Below are 16,903 nucleotides of genomic sequence, written 5' to 3'. Positions count from 1 at the left end.
GCGTTCCTCATCAAAGCGTGTTTTTATCGACGCTATTACCTGTGAATTTACTCATGGTCGCTTCACCATCAGCACTAATACCATCCTTGATAATGACTTTTTTTACTGTTTTAACCAAGATCATAATGTCTAACCATAATGACTGATGATCGATATACCATGTATCGAGCGTAAATTTTTCATGCCAACCAATCGCATTGCGACCATTAACTTGTGCATATCCCGTAATACCCGGACGTACACGGTGGCGACGCGCTTGCTCATCATTATATAGCGGCAGATATTCCATCAATAGTGGTCGTGGCCCCACCAAACTCATATCACCTTTAATCACATTCCATAGTTCAGGCAGCTCATCGAGACTGCTATTACGCAAGGTCTTACCAAATGCCGTCAAACGCTCATCATCTTCTAAAGGATTACCCTCTGTATCGATCGCATCTTTCATCGAGCGAAACTTAATCATCTCAAACGGCTTGCCATTTAGACCAGGGCGAGTTTGTTTAAATATCACTGGTGAGCCTAAGTTTTTTTTGACTTTATAAGCCGTAATAGCATAAACAGGAGATAGTATTACCAAGGCCGTCGTGGCCACCGTGATGTCAAATAGTCGCTTTATCATTTTGCAGCCCGCCTTTTGTCGTTTACGCGGTCATCCCTATTACGTAAATAAAAACTTAAATAACTTTGCCATAATTGCTTGCGTTCAAAATTTGCAATGGCCCAGTCTCTTGCCTCAGGATATCTCTTTTCAAATTCTCTATCAGTAGCAGCAGCACTGATCGCTTCGGCGACAGACGACATATCCTTAAAATTAAATTTTCGACCACTGATACCTTCTTTGACACTATCCTTTACACCAACGACATCATAGGCAAAAGTTGGAACAGCGCAACTTGCTGCTTCAATAGCGACACTGCCAAACCCTTCACGATAGCTCAAAAATAAATGTAAATTAGCACACTGAAAAACCTCGTGCACATTTGGATTGGCTGGTATATATACACCTCTATTATCTTTGACAACTTTCTCAACGACTACTTTTCCTACGTCGTCTTCACAGTCTCCTATGAACATAAAGTAGACGTTTTCTGCTCTTAGTTTTTCTGATATATACTCAATATCTTTGAAGCCTTTATCATCACAAACTCGTCCTACCACGCAAATCACAAAGATATTGTCAGGTATCTTGTACCTCTTTCTTAATGCTTCTTGTTCTAGCTGAGCCATAGGTTGCAGCAAATCAGTATCGATGCCGTTAAATGAGCCATTATCAATGACAGTTGCCTTGCTTTTTTTGAGGATATTTTCTGCCAAGCATACGCTGAGCAAAGACTCAGAAACAAATAAAACCTCGTGAGATAAGCCAAAGCTTAATATATCCAGACCCTGAAACACCCTCTTTTTTAAACCTGAAAAATTCTCATAGGCTCTACCCACGCTAAAAGCAATTCGTCTCTTTTGCAATGCAACAGCACTTGCGATACTCCCTAATAACAAGGCTTTAGGCGTTAAATAAACCACCACATCAAAACGATTCGATAGCATATAACGGGTTAAAAGCGCGAGTGACTGAGCATCTTTAAACAAAGAAGGCTTACGCTGAAAATGTAAATTAATCACCTTGCCTATTTTGCGCTCACGTAAAATATCTAACTGCTGTTTATCGCCACCGCAGATTAAGGTGATATCAACATCCGCATGGTCTCTAATGTATTCAAGCTGATCACGATATAGCACATTAAATGACACCGCATCTGTCATTAGAAAGCATATCTTTAATGTCATTTCAGCACCTCAGCATTTTTTATATATTATTTTATCAGTGACATTTTATAAATAATATTATTTAGCACAAATACTATTTACCACTGACTGATGATGATTTCTTAGCGTGTCAGATATTGTTAATTTATTTCTTTTATTGGCTATCTTTTGTAATAATCCTATCGAATCTAAAAAAGTAACTGTTGTCAGTTTTGCTGATAATTTTAAAGAACCTAAATAACTGTTTCCTTTATATTCACAGTACGTTTTAAAACTGTCTTTGTATGACCTCGTTATTTTAGATAGTGATAAATTTCCTTCTTCTCTATAATAGTATAATAAATCAGGCAATACCGCTAAATTTAAATCTTGATTTGAGATAGCTCTACACCACAAATCATAATCTTCAGACCTTGGATATTTTTCATTATATTTATTTCGTTCATACCAACTCTTTTTTGCCAAAACAGCAGCATGTACAATAGGATAAGCCGCGGCTATTTCTTTAAATTCTGTATAAATTTGATCGACATGACGACAACCATAAACTTTATTAAAATTATCAATAGACACGACACCTGTAGAAACTAGATCATAATCTGGATTTTTTTCTAAAAAACTTAATTGAATCGCTAGTCTATCCGGATGAATGAGATCATCGGCATCCATGCGCGCTATATAATCATAGTTCGCTTCTTCAATAAGCTGATTTAATCGAGCAGGCAGTTTTTTTTTATGCCATCAGCAATGACCTTTATTCTATGGTCAGACTCTTCAAAACGCTTGGCGATGGCCAATGACGCATCAGTAGAGCCATCGTCGATCAATATAAGCTCCCATAACTCATGCGTTTGAGCCAATATGGATTTGATAGCATCTTCCAAGTACGCTTCAGCATTATAAATGGGAATACCAATAGATATATATGTCTGATTTTTCATTAGAAAACCTCAAATATCGGATTGATAATATACGGACTCAAGTTACTAAATCTCGATGTCGTCAAGACAAAATACATGAGAAAAATAACGATACTCGCTATATATAAATAAATATTATTGATTCTTTTTAAAATCATAGGCAGTATCAAAACCAATGTCCATGTAAAATAAGCAAGCAGCCTTTGAGGACCTGAAGGACTGGTTCCCAACATCGCTAACGGTATGATAAAAACCACGCCTGATGCGTAAAATGTTATTAATCTTTGAAAATCTTTGTCTTTAATTTTATACAGATAACTGACCAAGATGATTAAAATCATGATAGCCGTATAAAAACCAAGCGTTAAAAACCCGCCTGCTTCATCGGATGCTTTCGCATAACCCTCGTATCTATCGTTAGTAGAAGAAATATAAGCGACCAATACCCCACTCACTAATAGCGACCCTAAGAATGTTGCCAAAATTTTATATAAAGGCTTTACTCTTAAATTAACGATAAAATAAAATGGAATCATAAATAATGCGGTTACATGGAATAATGAAGCAATTGCACAAATCAACAGGTATGGAATAAATCGTTTTTCTAACAGATAAGGAATGGCCAAGGTAAAGATCGCCATTGCCAATCCTTGACGCAATCCATTAAAAGAAAAAGTATAAACCCCTAATGTAATAAATAAAAATACAGAAAACCAATAATTGACGCTGTATTTTTTAATCACTCTAAGATAGCAATAGACAATAATTAAACTGGTAATAACAAGCAGCCAAAAGTAATGAGTGGTCATACGTAACAACGCATACTCTAATAACTGATAACCGAACTCAATGTCTTCGTTGAACCTAAAGTACTCGGCATTCAATTGACTGTTGAAATTTCTCGTATAGTTTCCTGTATCCGTACCGACTCGGTAGCTACGAAGACCTGCAAACAATGTTAATATAATTAGCGGCAGCCAAAAAGACGTACGATTGAGAGATTTTTTCTCCAGTACGATCCAAAAAATAACAAGGCTAAGAACCAGCAGGTATGGAAGCATTTAACCCTCTATAAAAGTAAATGTCGTCAATCTTATATAAATCGAATATAGTGGCAGGTTTACACCGTCTAGTATCTTTTGTACCGTCCAGTACCTATATAACTATAGCCTTATAACTATAGCCTTCCTATCCACCTCGATTTTTTTCTCATTCCGTCCAAACTACCTTGAAACAACTATAAATAAGAAGCAACTACTCTGTCACATATTCAAGTACTTTTGCATTAGTATTTGCGCGTTGGTAGCAGCACTAAATCCATATAAATTCAGCGCTGTGGTTATGTCTTTTTCATTGGGCTTTGGCTGTTTAGGCGCTAATAAGCAATCAACCCAATCCTTGGCTGAGTGAATCGGTAAAAACTGTACTAATCCAAGTCCTAAATCTACTTCAGGTGATACTTGGTCAGAAACCAACGCCTTTAACCCAACTGTTTGGCTCTCGACCAAGACGACAGGGAAACCCTCGTGCAACGAAGGCATAATCATATAGTCGGCGCTGGCCATTAATTCTGTGATATCCGTACGCATCCCCAAAAACTTGACCGTATCTAGGAGTGATTTATCTGCTACTTGTTGCCTGAGCCTCATATCCAATGAACCTTGTCCAACAATATATAAGGTAAAGGCGATCTGACGTTGTTTTAACTGCTCAGCGACCTCTACAGAAAACTGATGGTTTTTAACCTCATTTAGACGACCAACTTGGATGATTTTTAGCCCCTCATCGCCAAATTCTTGGTCGATATACTGTCTTGATTGGTTAGCGACTGTCATCATCTGTTTTATGTCCACAGCATTGGGCAGTAGCCACACATCTTTTATGCTGCCAAATAGGTAATTTGCCGCTTGTTCACCGCAACTCATTTTATCCGTGGCCAATTTACGATTGGTAATGAATGCCCATTGTTCATATATTTTTTTAACAATATTGGTTTTCCCATTACTGGTGCTATGAGAATGTGAAATGCGATGCGGCACGCCAGCACCTTTAGCAGCCAGCAGATGAAAAGCATTGTTTAATAGCATGTGAGCATGAATGATTTGATAGTCAGGATGTTGTTTAAGGAAGTTTTTAAGCTTCCACATACGCGCTAATGAATGATCCGCTAAAATCGGTATAATCCTACCGCCCAGCGCTATTATTTCAGCATCATAGTCACCGACCTCGTCGGTAAAGGTGATAAAATCAAACTGCATCTGGCTATAATCTATATGGCGATATAGACTCATGAGCATGGTCTCTGCCCCAGCCCGATCCATTTTCCCCACGATGTGCAGCACTCTCTGAATAGTCATCTCTTTACCTATTAAGAAGCCATAAAACCAAACGTATTTTTTAAAACTATTCTGAATCTGCTTTCTCTTGACCGTTAACCCTTGCTCTTTTGCCTAGCGCTTGACGAAGCACCTGTAACATCAGCAAGGCAACTTGAGTCGGCATACGTACGATATTACTAATCAGTATATGTCTTACGGTCAAATCGCTCTTATAACCTTTTAGTCGTAACGTTTTATCTGCTTTTTTAGCTTGTGCCAATGCAGCTGCTAAATAGTCATTATCTATACGAGTAAGGATACTCCAATGACTTTGTTTAATTTTATTGGCGAGTGTTTTTTTAACCTCATCCGCTTGATAGTCCTCTACTAAACTAATGACTTCTGCGTGGATAACGAAAAGGTCTAATAGTTTTTTATCTGTTGACCCTGTGATCGACGTGCCGCGCTGTCTGTATAGATAAAAATCAATGGGCAGGTGATATTTAATATTAGTAGCTAAGCCAAGATGCCAATGAAAAGGCCAGTCTTCGTAGTACAGACCCACTGGGAACTGTAACGAGGCCGACCGCACTGCGCTAGATTTAATAAATTTGAGCCATGCAAAATGCGGTAAGCTAAAATATAAGCCGTCTATTTTGGTTGCCTCAAATGCTAAATTGCTAGCCGGATACGGCAGATCTGTCTCTGTGATGCCATCTTTGAATGGCGTAAAGCCATACGTCACGACCTCTGCATTCGTGCTGAGCGCACAATCCACACACGCTGCCACCAAGCGGGGGTCTATAGTGTCATCAGAATCAACGAACATCATGTATTCGCCTATCGCAGACTTGATACCAGTATTACGTGCCGTAGAAAGACCACTGTTTTTATGATGCTGAATGACTTTGATGCGTTCATCCATAAGATGTGACGCAAGTGCTTGTTTTGAATCATCAGTGGAGCAATCTTCTACAACGATAATTTCAATATTCTGATAAGTCTGCTGCTTGATGGATGCCAAACAAGCATCGATATATGACGCAACGTTATACACTGGTACGATGATACTTACTAATGGCGTTTCGATAGTCGTCATATCGCTACTAACGCTTTTTTTAGGTCATCGTACTCAGCTATATCAACTGGAGACTCATCCATCGTACCGTGAGGCACAGACAAAAGGCTATCGATGAATGTTGCAATATCAGCAATCTCTTCCAATTCTAAAAACACCAGCCTTGGATGACCGCCTAACCAGTCCAACTGCGTCTGTCTTATCTTATGATTGGCGTTCGGGAGTACCAAGCACGGCGTACCCGATAGCAAACATAAAATCATGCCATGCAGCCGGTCAGTCACGACCAATTTTGCAGCACGGAATTGACTAAGCTTGTCCGTCAGTAATTTTGTGCAATGTGCCTCATCGAGTTGCGAACCACCAGCGTGTGTATCGGTCTTTTCAATTTGATAGCCAGTATCTGCTAAGGCTTTGTCTATCATGGCGTATTGCTCAGCTGATAATGCGGCTTCTTTGTCATCTCGTAAGCAGCGCAAAATACCTGAAGGCGCTAAGCAATCTGTCGTACCCAGCACTGTTGCATTCGCGCTCATCACAATATCTGGTACGAGACCAATATGCACATTACTGTACTCAGCAAAAAGCTCGATGAGTTTTGCCGCTGTTATCGACTCTCTGGCAAAAACATGTATATCTGGATGCTTGGCGTAAACTTTCACAATACGCTGCAAGGCACGTTTAGATTGAATAGAATCATTCCAATCTAGTGTCTGAGGAAAACAAACGATTCGATTGGCAGGAAATGACTTGATGACTAATTGGCGCAGCTCCTCAATATCAGGATACGTGCCACCCATATTACCGCCGCCGATGATAGTGACGATATCCGTCTCTTTTATTTGCTGTTTAATTGAATTGAGCACAAATCTGGTTTGACTGATAGCAACACTAACAACATCATAATCCGTCAGCACACGTTGCAAATACTGCTTTTGCGCGTGAGAAATAGCAATATCACCAATATTGCCATAGTCAGCGGCAAGAAAAATAAAGCACCGTTTACCAGTTGGTAACGGTAAACCTCTCGCCCCCATATAAGCGGCTAAATGTTTCTTTAGTTTGAGTGGTATGAGCTTTTTTATAGCAGCAATATTCATTTTTAATGCTCCCTTATTTGTTTCTCATTAACAGCTTCTTCACCCACATACGACGCCTTGAGCCAACAGGAAACAATCTATTCAAGTTAGGGGGTGGTTTACGTTTGAGTGCTTTTTCAATGTATGGCAGCCATTCAAGACCTCTACCCGTTTTAATCATCTCATGACGAATTAACTTCCAATCTATGCTGACAGCCCTGCCCTTTATAGCCATTGATTTAAAAAGTGATGAGTCCATGGGCTCGCTAAAACATTGAGGGTTATCTATACCTGCAACCAAAAAATTGAGACGCGTCCTAACACATTTTTCACAGCGACCGCAGTTGCTATCATGCTTATCTCCAGCCCAACAGACACGTAAATTCTCTATACCCAATGGCCATTCTGCAAGTGCTTGAAGCTTCTCTGACCGACTAAAGCCTGCACCATCATGAATGAGTCTAAAGTCGCCAGAACTTAGCAGCGGGTCAGTGATTGGGTGTGAGCCCCAAGGACTAATTAATACATCATAAGAATCACCACTACCAATGAGTCCAATGCCTGCATATCGTTTTAAGCCACATAAGACCGAAGCGATAGCAGCAGCATGATAGTCTTCCCAGTTGATAGACCAAAGCGTGCGAATATTTGTCTCAACTGGCAATAGCTCAATATTGATATCTGCGAGTGTGTTTGCCGCTGTTTTTGCTGCACTGGCAAAGCCTTTTGTATCCTCTAAAGGTATATCAAAGCCATGCACAAAAACCCCTGCTTTAATATTTCGTGTGGCGTATCCTGCTCTGCCTGTCGCATGACGATAAGCGGTAAACTGAGCATCAACGCCACCAGAAAATGCAGCAATCGCACCATCTACTTGTACGTCGCTCTCTCTAATACGATCAACTTGTATATCAATCAAAAAATAACGCTCTGGCAACCACTTATTCCAAACATACTGTAGCTCTGTCAGGTTGGCTAATAGCTCATGCGACACGCTACCATGCACATGAATGGCTGCTCGCATCTGCATCGCGGGCAACAATGTGGCCAGTAAATAAGCATCACAATCATCGTCTTCTGGCATTGGCAAGTTCGCTGGATATAAAAACCACAATGCCTTCTCAGTCATTTGCCCGCTAGCTGTTGTCTGTTGCAGTAAACAACAGCGCTTTTGACCCTTTTCATCACTGCGTAAAGGCTGAGGCAACAAATCAATATTAAGCATATTTTTTCACCTTTGCTTTAGACCAAGACAGTTGAAGAAAAACCAGCGTCATAACATACCAACGCCGTGAAAAACATAAAATCAATACACGAATGCCACGTGCAGGATGTCGTTGATAATAATGCGGCAAACAGTTCTGATAAACAAAAGACTGGCGTATTTTAACCAGCTCTGCACGACGCTTTTTCATATCGATATGCGCCAAATTATTAAGTAAATATGGCAGCATATGCTCGACATAACTACGAGCAAAGTCCGATAATAGCACTTGCTTTTCAGTAGCACTGATCGACCAATCATGTATCTTGACTCTGGCTGTATAGTCCGCTTCAATGGATTCCAAAAGCCCTGATTTATATTGTGAGCTTGTTATAGAGGTCGCATTTTCATAGTAGTTGTATGGACAGTCTGGCAGCACCGATAAACGATTCGCTTTGCTTAGATATGCGATATTAAAAATACCATCCTCACCAAATTTGACGTCGCTATCGAAACGCAGCTCTGCGATTAAGTTTTTGCTATACACCTTGGTGCAGGCGTACCAATATATATGTCTATTCTCTGTCACTCTCAGTTGTAGCATCTCGATATCTTGCCGTGAGTATTCTGCCGCACTATTAGGACGCTCAATAACAGAGCCATCCAGCATCATGCGTTTATGACCAAATGCCAACATCTCAACATCTCGATCAACAGCTTGATCAAAGACAAAATCAAAATACCAATCATCAATGGTGTCATCCGCGTCTATAAAAACGATGTAATTGCCGGTTGCGATATCGAGCCCAGTATTACGAGCCTCTGCCACGCCTGCATTTTTTTGATATTTCACCATAATCCATGTCCTAGCATTTGACCAGCTATGCAATAGGCTAGCAGTATTATCTTTAGAACCATCGTCAATGACTATCAGCTCAATGTCGTGACTCTTTTTCGCAACGTCAATACTATTAATACAACGATCAATAGTAGCAGCGGCATTAAATGCAGCGATAATAACTGAAATCATAGTGAGCCTCTCAAGTTGAGACTTCTCATACATATCCTTTGTGACATTCAAAGCAGTCAAAAAACGTACCTACCGCTCCACTTCATCGATATGAACAAGACGCCGAAAAGCGACATAAATGATAGATAAACTGAGCAAAACCCCAACAAATGAGAAAAGGGCAATGGCTATCATATCTGACTCAAAAACGTAAAAACCTACATACAGCGCTGCAGCACGAAATACCACTGCAAACACTTCTCGAATCAAAAGGAATCGCTGTAAACGTAATGCTGGCAATGCCGCAGTGCTTGCACCAGACACTAAGCTGGTCAAAAGCCAAATAGACAGCCACTGCGAATAACTACCTGCTAATGCCCATTCTGCACCGAACACTAAAGAAAAAAGATAATCGCCAAAAACGAACACTGTACCGAATGGCACAATACCTACCACCAATAAAATCAACGTCACTTTTAATAAAAATTGATAAGCCTCAGGTGAATTTGCTCTGATGGCACGCGTAATTTTAGGATAGAAAACCTCTCCAACCGCCTGACCTAACAGCATCGCGGGTGCACCAAGCACAAGAACAGCCAACGAATACTGCCCTGCAGAAGAGGCACTAAATAATGACGCTAACAAGATAGTTGGCAACCCCACTGAAGCCGCATTCAGGATACTTTGTGGCATACGATATATCGCAAAATCACGCTGTGATATGGCGGCATGTCGAACACCCTTAGTACCAAACCAATGACGGACATTTAATACACCTACTCTAGGTACACGAAGCATCTGCATGATAAAGTTTGTGAGCTGCCCTGCTATCGTCAATAAAATAAGTAACATCCCTGAAGGTGCTATCATACCGCCTATCAGCTTACTGCTATCTGTTAAAAACTTGCTTTCCACATAAGCCCGAGCTTTCGCTTTAAATAAGCCCACTCTAATAGCAGACTGATCAGCGACAGAAAGAAAAGCACCGACTAATAGCGTTAATGGTATGAGATATAGCATGTTTGGCGTGCTTTCCATACCCATCCAACTTGCCAAATGAAACTTGCCGACATAAACAACAATGAATGAGAAAACGGCTATCACCAGACTAAGTAATATAGACAATCGAGCAATTGCCGCAGCATCCTCGTCACTGTCTGGCATCACGATTGCATTTGCATAGCCCATAGTGGCAATCGGCGTAATAATGCTGACGATAGCAGTAAAGGCAGCAGCAATACCGAAATCCTCAGGTCTGTATAGTCTTGTGAGAAATGGCATAAAAATCATGGCGATGGCCTGCCCAGCAGCAATACCGCCACCAACCATGACCACATCTCGCACAAAATGACTGGTTTTCAACCTGTTTATTGTGCTCTGTATCGATGAAAATACTCCAGAGCTCATGACATATTGTCCAATTTAGTACCTCACAGAACTTATAAGGAATTTATGACAGCGCGCCTCTCTCTATTAACCCATTTCATTGGTCAGTGTGGTATCTACTTTCTCTACCTCGACATCTTTATCAGATCCTTCTCGGTAACCTTCGACAAAAAACTTAAACTGTGTTTTCAGCCAGACCACATCCTGCTGCTTTGCTTTTTCTGCAAATTCAAATAAAATATTTTCGATATCTTGTAAAGGAAAGCTGTGCTCCATTGCTTGCATAATCAATGGATGAAAAGTAGGTTCGATATTGTCTTCACCAATGATTAACTCCTCGTAGAGCTTTTCACCCGGTCTCAAGCCAGTAAATACGATTTCGATATCGCCATTGGGATTGCTATCATCTTTTAGCTCACAACCTGTCAAACGAATCATACGTTTTGCCAGATCAACAATTTTGACGGGCGCGCCCATATCAAGCACAAACACTTCACCACCGAATGCCATCGCACCTGCCTGAATAACCAAACTGGCCGCTTCTGGAATCGTCATAAAATAGCGCGTGATGTCTGGATGGGTGATGGTGATCGGACCGCCTTGCTCAATCTGTTTGGTAAATAACGGCACCACAGAGCCTGATGACCCTAAAACATTGCCAAAACGCACCATGCTAAAACAAGTCTGACTATTACTTTGGCTCAATCCTTGGCAGACCAGCTCAGCCAAGCGTTTGGACGCCCCCATGACATTGGTAGGTCGCACAGCTTTGTCAGTAGAAATCAGCACAAAAGTCTCAACGCGAGCCTGTATCGCAGCACGGGCACAATGGTAGGTGCCTTTGGTATTATTGATGGTGCCCTCAAAGGGATTGGACTCAACAATAGGCACATGCTTATAGGCTGCAGCGTGATAAATCGTTTTTATATGGTTTTTTTCGAATATATTGATTAATTTTTTTCGTTACTGACACTGCCGATAATGCTAACAATCTCAATATTTTGATAATCAGCATTCGCTGTTTTTAGATTACCAAGTTCTTGATCTATGGTGTATAAAGCATACTCAGACTGTTCATATAGCACTAAGCATTTAGGTTTATTTTTGATGATTTGCCGACAAAGCTCACTACCTATTGAACCACCTGCCCCGGTAACGAGAACGTTTTTGCCCGTGATGTTTTTTTGTAGCAACTCCGCAACAGGTTCGACCGTTTCTCGTTCGAGCACATCTAGTATGTCAACGGGTCGTATATGACTGACGGTTACTATCTCATCAGCAAGCTCACGTAAGCTTGGCAAGTCTTTTATCTTAACGGAGATACCTGACAGACTGTCCATAATCTGTTTTTTACGAGCACGGCTCATAGAGGGCATGGCTAAAATCACCTGCGCCACATTGAGTTTTTCTATCAACCACGGAAGCGCGTGAGCCGCATATATTTGTTTGCCATGTAAATAAGCCCCAGTAAGCTGCGGATCATCATCGATATATGCCACCACATTGTACTGATAAGAATGCCTCAAACTTTCTAGCAACTCTCGACCAGCTTCTCCTGCACCATAGATAATCACGTTGTCACAACAGACATCTGGACGACGGCTTTGACCTGTACCCTGTAGACGTTTCAGTAACGCGCGGATCATGAGCCTACTATTCCACAGCCAAATAAAAAATAAAAATAAAAATATAACGGGGGCTGAGCGCGGTATCGTCGCTGATGGACTCAAATAAATGATGACTTGATAAACAATAATAAGTAAAAAAAACAGTTGCAGCACACGACCCATCACTGCATCAAAAAACCCTCGAGAGGCGCTGCGATAAAAACCAATAAGATATAAGCTAGCAACCGGCACGAATGCATAAAAGACCAATGCTGCAAGACTGATATGAGAGGCCACATAGCCTTGTCGTAGCATTAATGCCAATAATAGGCAAAAGATCGACATGGCAAAATCTATACTAAATAAGAGGGTGCTTTTAGTCAGGCGTGGTAATGACAATAAATACAGAGCCACACGCTTCGACCATTGATTAAAACCACTGGACGATTGATAAGCATTGTTTGACTCTGTTTTTATAAACATAATATCCACCCAATTAAGTTGGTTTGCTTATGAGCGACAACCACGCAAACTAGCGGTTATCTCCATAGGCATAATGATAATGGTAGCTATATTTATCCATAAGACCCTGCTGTACATCATTGAGAATAATGCCATCTACTTGTACATTGGCTTTATTCATTTGCTTGATCGCATAAACCAGTTGCCCCTCTATTGAATGATTAAACTTCGTAACGATGAGTACTTTGTCTGCATGTTGCGCAAGTACCATAGCATCTGACGCCGCCAATATCGGGGGTGAGTCGATGACAATATAATCGTATTGAGTCTTTAATTCTGCCATCAAATGATTGAATTTTTCGCCCATCAATAAAGAGGTAGGATTATGCGGCTGCCGTCCGCGCGGTATGAAATCAATCAACTCCATACCAGTGGGATGAATAAAGCTTTCGACCCCTAAGCTAGGAACCTCACTATCTGATTGAGTACCATCAATCGGAGAAAAATGCTTTTTATCCTGCAACAAATAATCGGCAAGACCATCATGTTGGCTCATATTAAACATTTTATGCAGCTCACCTAAGCGCATGTCACCATCGATGACCAAGACTTTTTTGTTGAGCTGGGCAAATACCTCTGATAAATTGGCAGCGATAAACGACTTGCCCACACCAGGGCTCTCCCCAGTAATCAATATGACTTGCGCGGGCTGCCCGATCGCTGTCCCCATTGGCATACCAAACATCAAATTGGTTCTTAAACTTTTGATCGCCTCATAACTCAAACTACTGTGATCAACATGAGCGAGAATGCGAGGGGTGGTATTCTTCTTTTTACTCAACCTCGACAGTAAGGGTGAGCGTGGAATCGTTGCAATGACAGGGATGCCCGTTTTGACCTCTAAATGCTCTGGATCTTTTACGACATTTCTAACAAGGTTCTTCAAGAGCACCAGCATCACCCCAAACATCATGCCTATCAATGTGGTCAGCATCAGGATTTGTAGTTTATTTGGTGCAATGGCATTAAAGGTACTGGTCGGTGAATCGATAATACGGGCATAGCCGATTTGACCAGCCTTGACGATTTTAAGTTGCTCATAATTTTTGAGCAGCGTCAGATAGATTTCTCGATTGATTGCCGTATCTTCTGATAGCTTTAGAAACTCTCGCTGTATTTCAGGTAGACCTGCAATGGTATTATCTATCTCTCTTGTTCTATTATTGAGCACTTTGAGCTGTTCATTAATTTGGATGACCAGTGGATGTTCTTCGGTATAATAAGTGGTTAGGTCTGCTTTTTTGAGTTTAAGCTCATTGAGCTGCTCATCGATGCGGGACTTCTCATTCAATAACAACTCGGCTTCTTTACCCACATCAATCGTGCCATATTTTTTACGAAAGTCATTAAACAGTGCCTCAGAAGTCTCTAATTTTTCTTTTAATAGAGGGATCTGCGTTTCCATAAAGGCAAGTGTTTTAGTCGTTTCTTCAGAACCGCGAGATTGATTTTGATCGACGTAAGATCGGACGATCTGATTGAGTATAGTCGTGATTTGCTCTTGGTTGGGACCCGTCATCGACAGCTGAATGATCCCCGTTTTTTGACCTTTTTCTTCAACGGATAAGGCGCCGTTGATAGCGTCAGTCGCAGCCTTTATCGTCTGCTTACTAATATTAATTGGGTAACCATCAGCAGGTAACTCTGTGACAGTGATATTAATCTGACCGTCCAACCCTTTGAACTGATGCGCCTGACCAAGCTGACCTTTGAATTCATCAAACCCATTGCTCAAAACAAACCCTGTAGCAGATTTTGTTAGTGTGAAAGGTTGGTTTAAGTACGCTGGTGATACATCAAATTGGCGGACTTTCACTATGCCATTTTCGGTATCAAGTGACACATCATCCGGTGTGTTTAATTGCGTGTAAGTACGATTGCTTTTTATTCTATCAAGATGACCAATATTGGGATCTGTTAGTTTAATGCGCAGGTGCAATAGCTCAACCACTGGCTCCAATATCATACGTGATCGTATCAGCTCTGCTTCTGTCTCCGCTTTGCTGACTTCTGCACCGACCAAATCTGAGATACTCGCGCCAAGTGCCTCTATTCCTTGAGTATTTTCTTCAATCTGTATCAGCGCATCTGATTTATAGATGGGATTCACATAGCGGGTATACAAAAGCCCTAGTAAAAGCCCCAATATCGCCATGAGAGCAATGATTTTCCAACCGCGTAACAATACTAAAACCAGCGCCATTAAATCGATGTCGTCATTGTTTTTTTCGCCCGTAGACGTTGATAGGTCTTTTGAATCCATATTATTCATAACCATATACTCATCGCTCAATGTTGATCGTTTAATAGCATTCGCTGAACTTCAACGCTCTAATCGATGGCGCGTCGCTAATCTTGTCAGTCCATTGTTCAAGACTAGCGATAATATCTTGTCTACTCTTCTCAAATGCTGAGTCATCCTGCTGATAAGGGTCAGCAATATCTTTATCAAGCCAATGCCCTATTCGAAAGGTTTTTCCGCGACAGTGCGGCCACTGATTTTCAATCCATTTGGTTTGGCTGGTTGTCATCGTCAAAATTAAATCTGACTGACTGACTAATGCTTCATCAATTTGCTTGGCGATATGAGCACTGATGTCTATATTATGAGTGGCCATCAATGCAACCGCTTTGGCATCAGCTGCGTGACCTACGAGCGCTGACAAACCAGCAGAGTCAATGTGCTTTTCTGGGTAATATGCCGTTAATATGGCAGCGGCCATCGGGCTGCGGCATATATTGCCAACACAAACGACCAAGACCTGATCAAACGCTCCCATGACTGACTCCTATATCCCTGAAATCACATTGATTGCTGATGTTGAAGGCAGTATGGCGCTAATAATACGATTCCAGCGCGCCAAGCCAGTTGGATCAACATAAAGAATGTCATTGGCTTGCATGTCAAAACGACTGGCCAAGGCAAAGCTTGTGATGCTCTGCATGTCGACATAATAAATATTGGTATATTGATACTTTGAATTATCCCGAACGATATATACTTTGGCGGCGTTGGCCGTATTAGAATTCAACCCATTTGACTCACCTAGTACATGCGCTAGGCTCAGCCCTTGCTCAGGAATAGCAACGGGCTCAATTTTGCCAAATTCTCCCAATACATAGACCTTATTGCGGCTTTGGCTATTGACATGAATAGCATCGCCGTCTTGTAAGTATATTTGATTGGCAGACAGCCCCATTTGATTTAATGATTGGATACCGAGCTTGTAACTTTTGCCTTGACGGTTTAATACGATATGGTTTGAATCACCCGTATCACCCGTATCAGTCGTACCACCCGCCATAGAAATAGCGCCATATACTGAGATGGGCACATCTGCGATAACAAACTCACCAGACTGCTTGACCTCACCATCCACGAAAAACTTACTACCACGGTAGTTGATGATTTTGACCTGAGGATCTGAGTATTTGAGATAGCGTTGGAGCTTGCTTTGCAAAGTGGCAGTGAACTGCGGCACACTGAGACCACTGGCTTTGACTCTCCCTATTAAGGGGAATTGTATAAACCCTTGCTGGTCAACGGTCAAACTAGACGTTGAGGCATTAATATCTGGATAACTGGTCAGGATAATATTGAGAACATCCCCTTTAGCAATGCCATAGCTGACACGCCCAGATGTTTTTACTAAATGATATAAATCTCGATCAAGGATGACGGCTTCTTTAGGTGGTAGATTAGCCAAACTCAAAGGTTGAATATAGAATTGTAGACCGTTTTCTGCAGTGAATGTCCCTGACTCGGGTAATTTTCCAGACTGAAGTCCTGAATTTATGGTGCAACTGCTGAGCAATACTGTCAGCAATAAGCAAGACGCACTCGGTATTAAGGAGCGCTTTTGTACAGAAATGAAATATTTATAAACCATAACAGTTACTCATATTTATATTCGTGAATCAAAAATAAGTGCCTTGCTGCTGCCAATATATTCATAAAAAAGGATGTATTTATTGAATATACACCTAAACTATACATAACGCAATATTTATAA

General features: G+C 41.1%; 14 protein-coding genes and 1 pseudogene. All 15 read right to left on the bottom strand.

Annotation, left to right across the window (positions count from 1 at the left end):
* Positions 1 to 10: 10 nt before the first annotated feature.
* The 15 genes and pseudogenes from ACP7AE_RS11280 to ACP7AE_RS11210 all read right to left on the bottom strand — a co-directional run bounded on the left by ACP7AE_RS11280 (position 11) and on the right by ACP7AE_RS11210 (position 16,780).
* The gene (locus ACP7AE_RS11280) at positions 11 to 622 is read right to left on the bottom strand and encodes a sugar transferase (protein WP_426243144.1); all 612 of its coding nucleotides are present in this window, start codon (positions 620 to 622) and stop codon (positions 11 to 13) included.
* Positions 619 to 1,764: a glycosyltransferase gene (locus ACP7AE_RS11275; RefSeq protein ID WP_426243142.1), complete on the bottom strand. Its 1,146-nt coding sequence runs from the start codon at positions 1,762 to 1,764 to the stop codon at positions 619 to 621. The genes ACP7AE_RS11280 and ACP7AE_RS11275 overlap by 4 nt, the downstream gene beginning before the upstream one ends.
* 81 nt (positions 1,765 to 1,845) lie before the next feature.
* Entirely contained in the window at positions 1,846 to 2,436 is a 591-nt protein-coding gene (locus ACP7AE_RS11270; RefSeq protein ID WP_426243140.1) for a hypothetical protein, read from the bottom strand.
* 41 nt (positions 2,437 to 2,477) lie between these two features.
* Positions 2,478 to 2,708 carry a glycosyltransferase family 2 protein gene (locus ACP7AE_RS11265; protein ID WP_426243138.1) on the bottom strand — a complete coding sequence of 77 codons (231 nt, stop codon included), beginning with the start codon at positions 2,706 to 2,708 and terminating at the stop codon, positions 2,478 to 2,480.
* Positions 2,708 to 3,748, bottom strand: a complete 1,041-nt coding sequence (locus ACP7AE_RS11260; protein WP_426243136.1) for an EpsG family protein — start codon at positions 3,746 to 3,748, stop codon at positions 2,708 to 2,710. Before ACP7AE_RS11260 ends, ACP7AE_RS11265 begins: the two co-directional genes overlap by 1 nt.
* A 201-nt stretch (positions 3,749 to 3,949) precedes the next feature.
* On the bottom strand, positions 3,950 to 5,044 hold the full coding sequence (locus tag ACP7AE_RS11255; protein ID WP_426243134.1) for a glycosyltransferase: 1,095 nt from the start codon (positions 5,042 to 5,044) through the stop codon (positions 3,950 to 3,952).
* Between the two features lie 46 nt (positions 5,045 to 5,090).
* Entirely contained in the window at positions 5,091 to 6,104 is a 1,014-nt protein-coding gene (locus tag ACP7AE_RS11250; RefSeq protein ID WP_426243132.1) for a glycosyltransferase family 2 protein, read from the bottom strand.
* Entirely contained in the window at positions 6,101 to 7,183 is a 1,083-nt protein-coding gene (locus tag ACP7AE_RS11245) for a polysaccharide pyruvyl transferase family protein (RefSeq protein WP_426243130.1), read from the bottom strand. Before ACP7AE_RS11245 ends, ACP7AE_RS11250 begins: the two co-directional genes overlap by 4 nt.
* Positions 7,184 to 7,196: 13 nt before the next feature.
* Positions 7,197 to 8,387: a hypothetical protein gene (locus ACP7AE_RS11240; protein ID WP_201539553.1), complete on the bottom strand. Its 1,191-nt coding sequence runs from the start codon at positions 8,385 to 8,387 to the stop codon at positions 7,197 to 7,199.
* Entirely contained in the window at positions 8,380 to 9,396 is a 1,017-nt protein-coding gene (locus tag ACP7AE_RS11235) for a glycosyltransferase family 2 protein (RefSeq protein WP_426243128.1), read from the bottom strand. The genes ACP7AE_RS11240 and ACP7AE_RS11235 overlap by 8 nt, the downstream gene beginning before the upstream one ends.
* A gap of 69 nt (positions 9,397 to 9,465) precedes the next feature.
* Complete coding sequence (locus tag ACP7AE_RS11230) at positions 9,466 to 10,737, bottom strand: oligosaccharide flippase family protein (protein ID WP_426243126.1); 1,272 nt, start codon at positions 10,735 to 10,737, stop codon at positions 9,466 to 9,468.
* 111 nt (positions 10,738 to 10,848) lie between these two features.
* Positions 10,849 to 12,551, bottom strand: a pseudogene (locus tag ACP7AE_RS11225) (polysaccharide biosynthesis protein).
* A gap of 349 nt (positions 12,552 to 12,900) precedes the next feature.
* On the bottom strand, positions 12,901 to 15,162 hold the full coding sequence (locus tag ACP7AE_RS11220; protein ID WP_426243124.1) for a polysaccharide biosynthesis tyrosine autokinase: 2,262 nt from the start codon (positions 15,160 to 15,162) through the stop codon (positions 12,901 to 12,903).
* Positions 15,163 to 15,193: 31 nt separating this feature from the next.
* Positions 15,194 to 15,670 carry a low molecular weight protein-tyrosine-phosphatase gene (locus ACP7AE_RS11215; protein ID WP_201539548.1) on the bottom strand — a complete coding sequence of 159 codons (477 nt, stop codon included), beginning with the start codon at positions 15,668 to 15,670 and terminating at the stop codon, positions 15,194 to 15,196.
* Between the two features lie 9 nt (positions 15,671 to 15,679).
* Entirely contained in the window at positions 15,680 to 16,780 is a 1,101-nt protein-coding gene (locus ACP7AE_RS11210) for a polysaccharide biosynthesis/export family protein (RefSeq protein WP_426243122.1), read from the bottom strand.
* Positions 16,781 to 16,903 lie beyond the last annotated feature (123 nt).

Origin of the sequence: Psychrobacter sp. TWP2-1-2 (assembly GCF_049896785.1) — a bacterium.
Taxonomy (GTDB): Bacteria; Pseudomonadota; Gammaproteobacteria; order Pseudomonadales; family Moraxellaceae; genus Psychrobacter.
The sequence above is the reverse complement of the archived record's forward strand: the minus strand, read 5'-3'. Positions and strand labels throughout refer to the sequence as shown.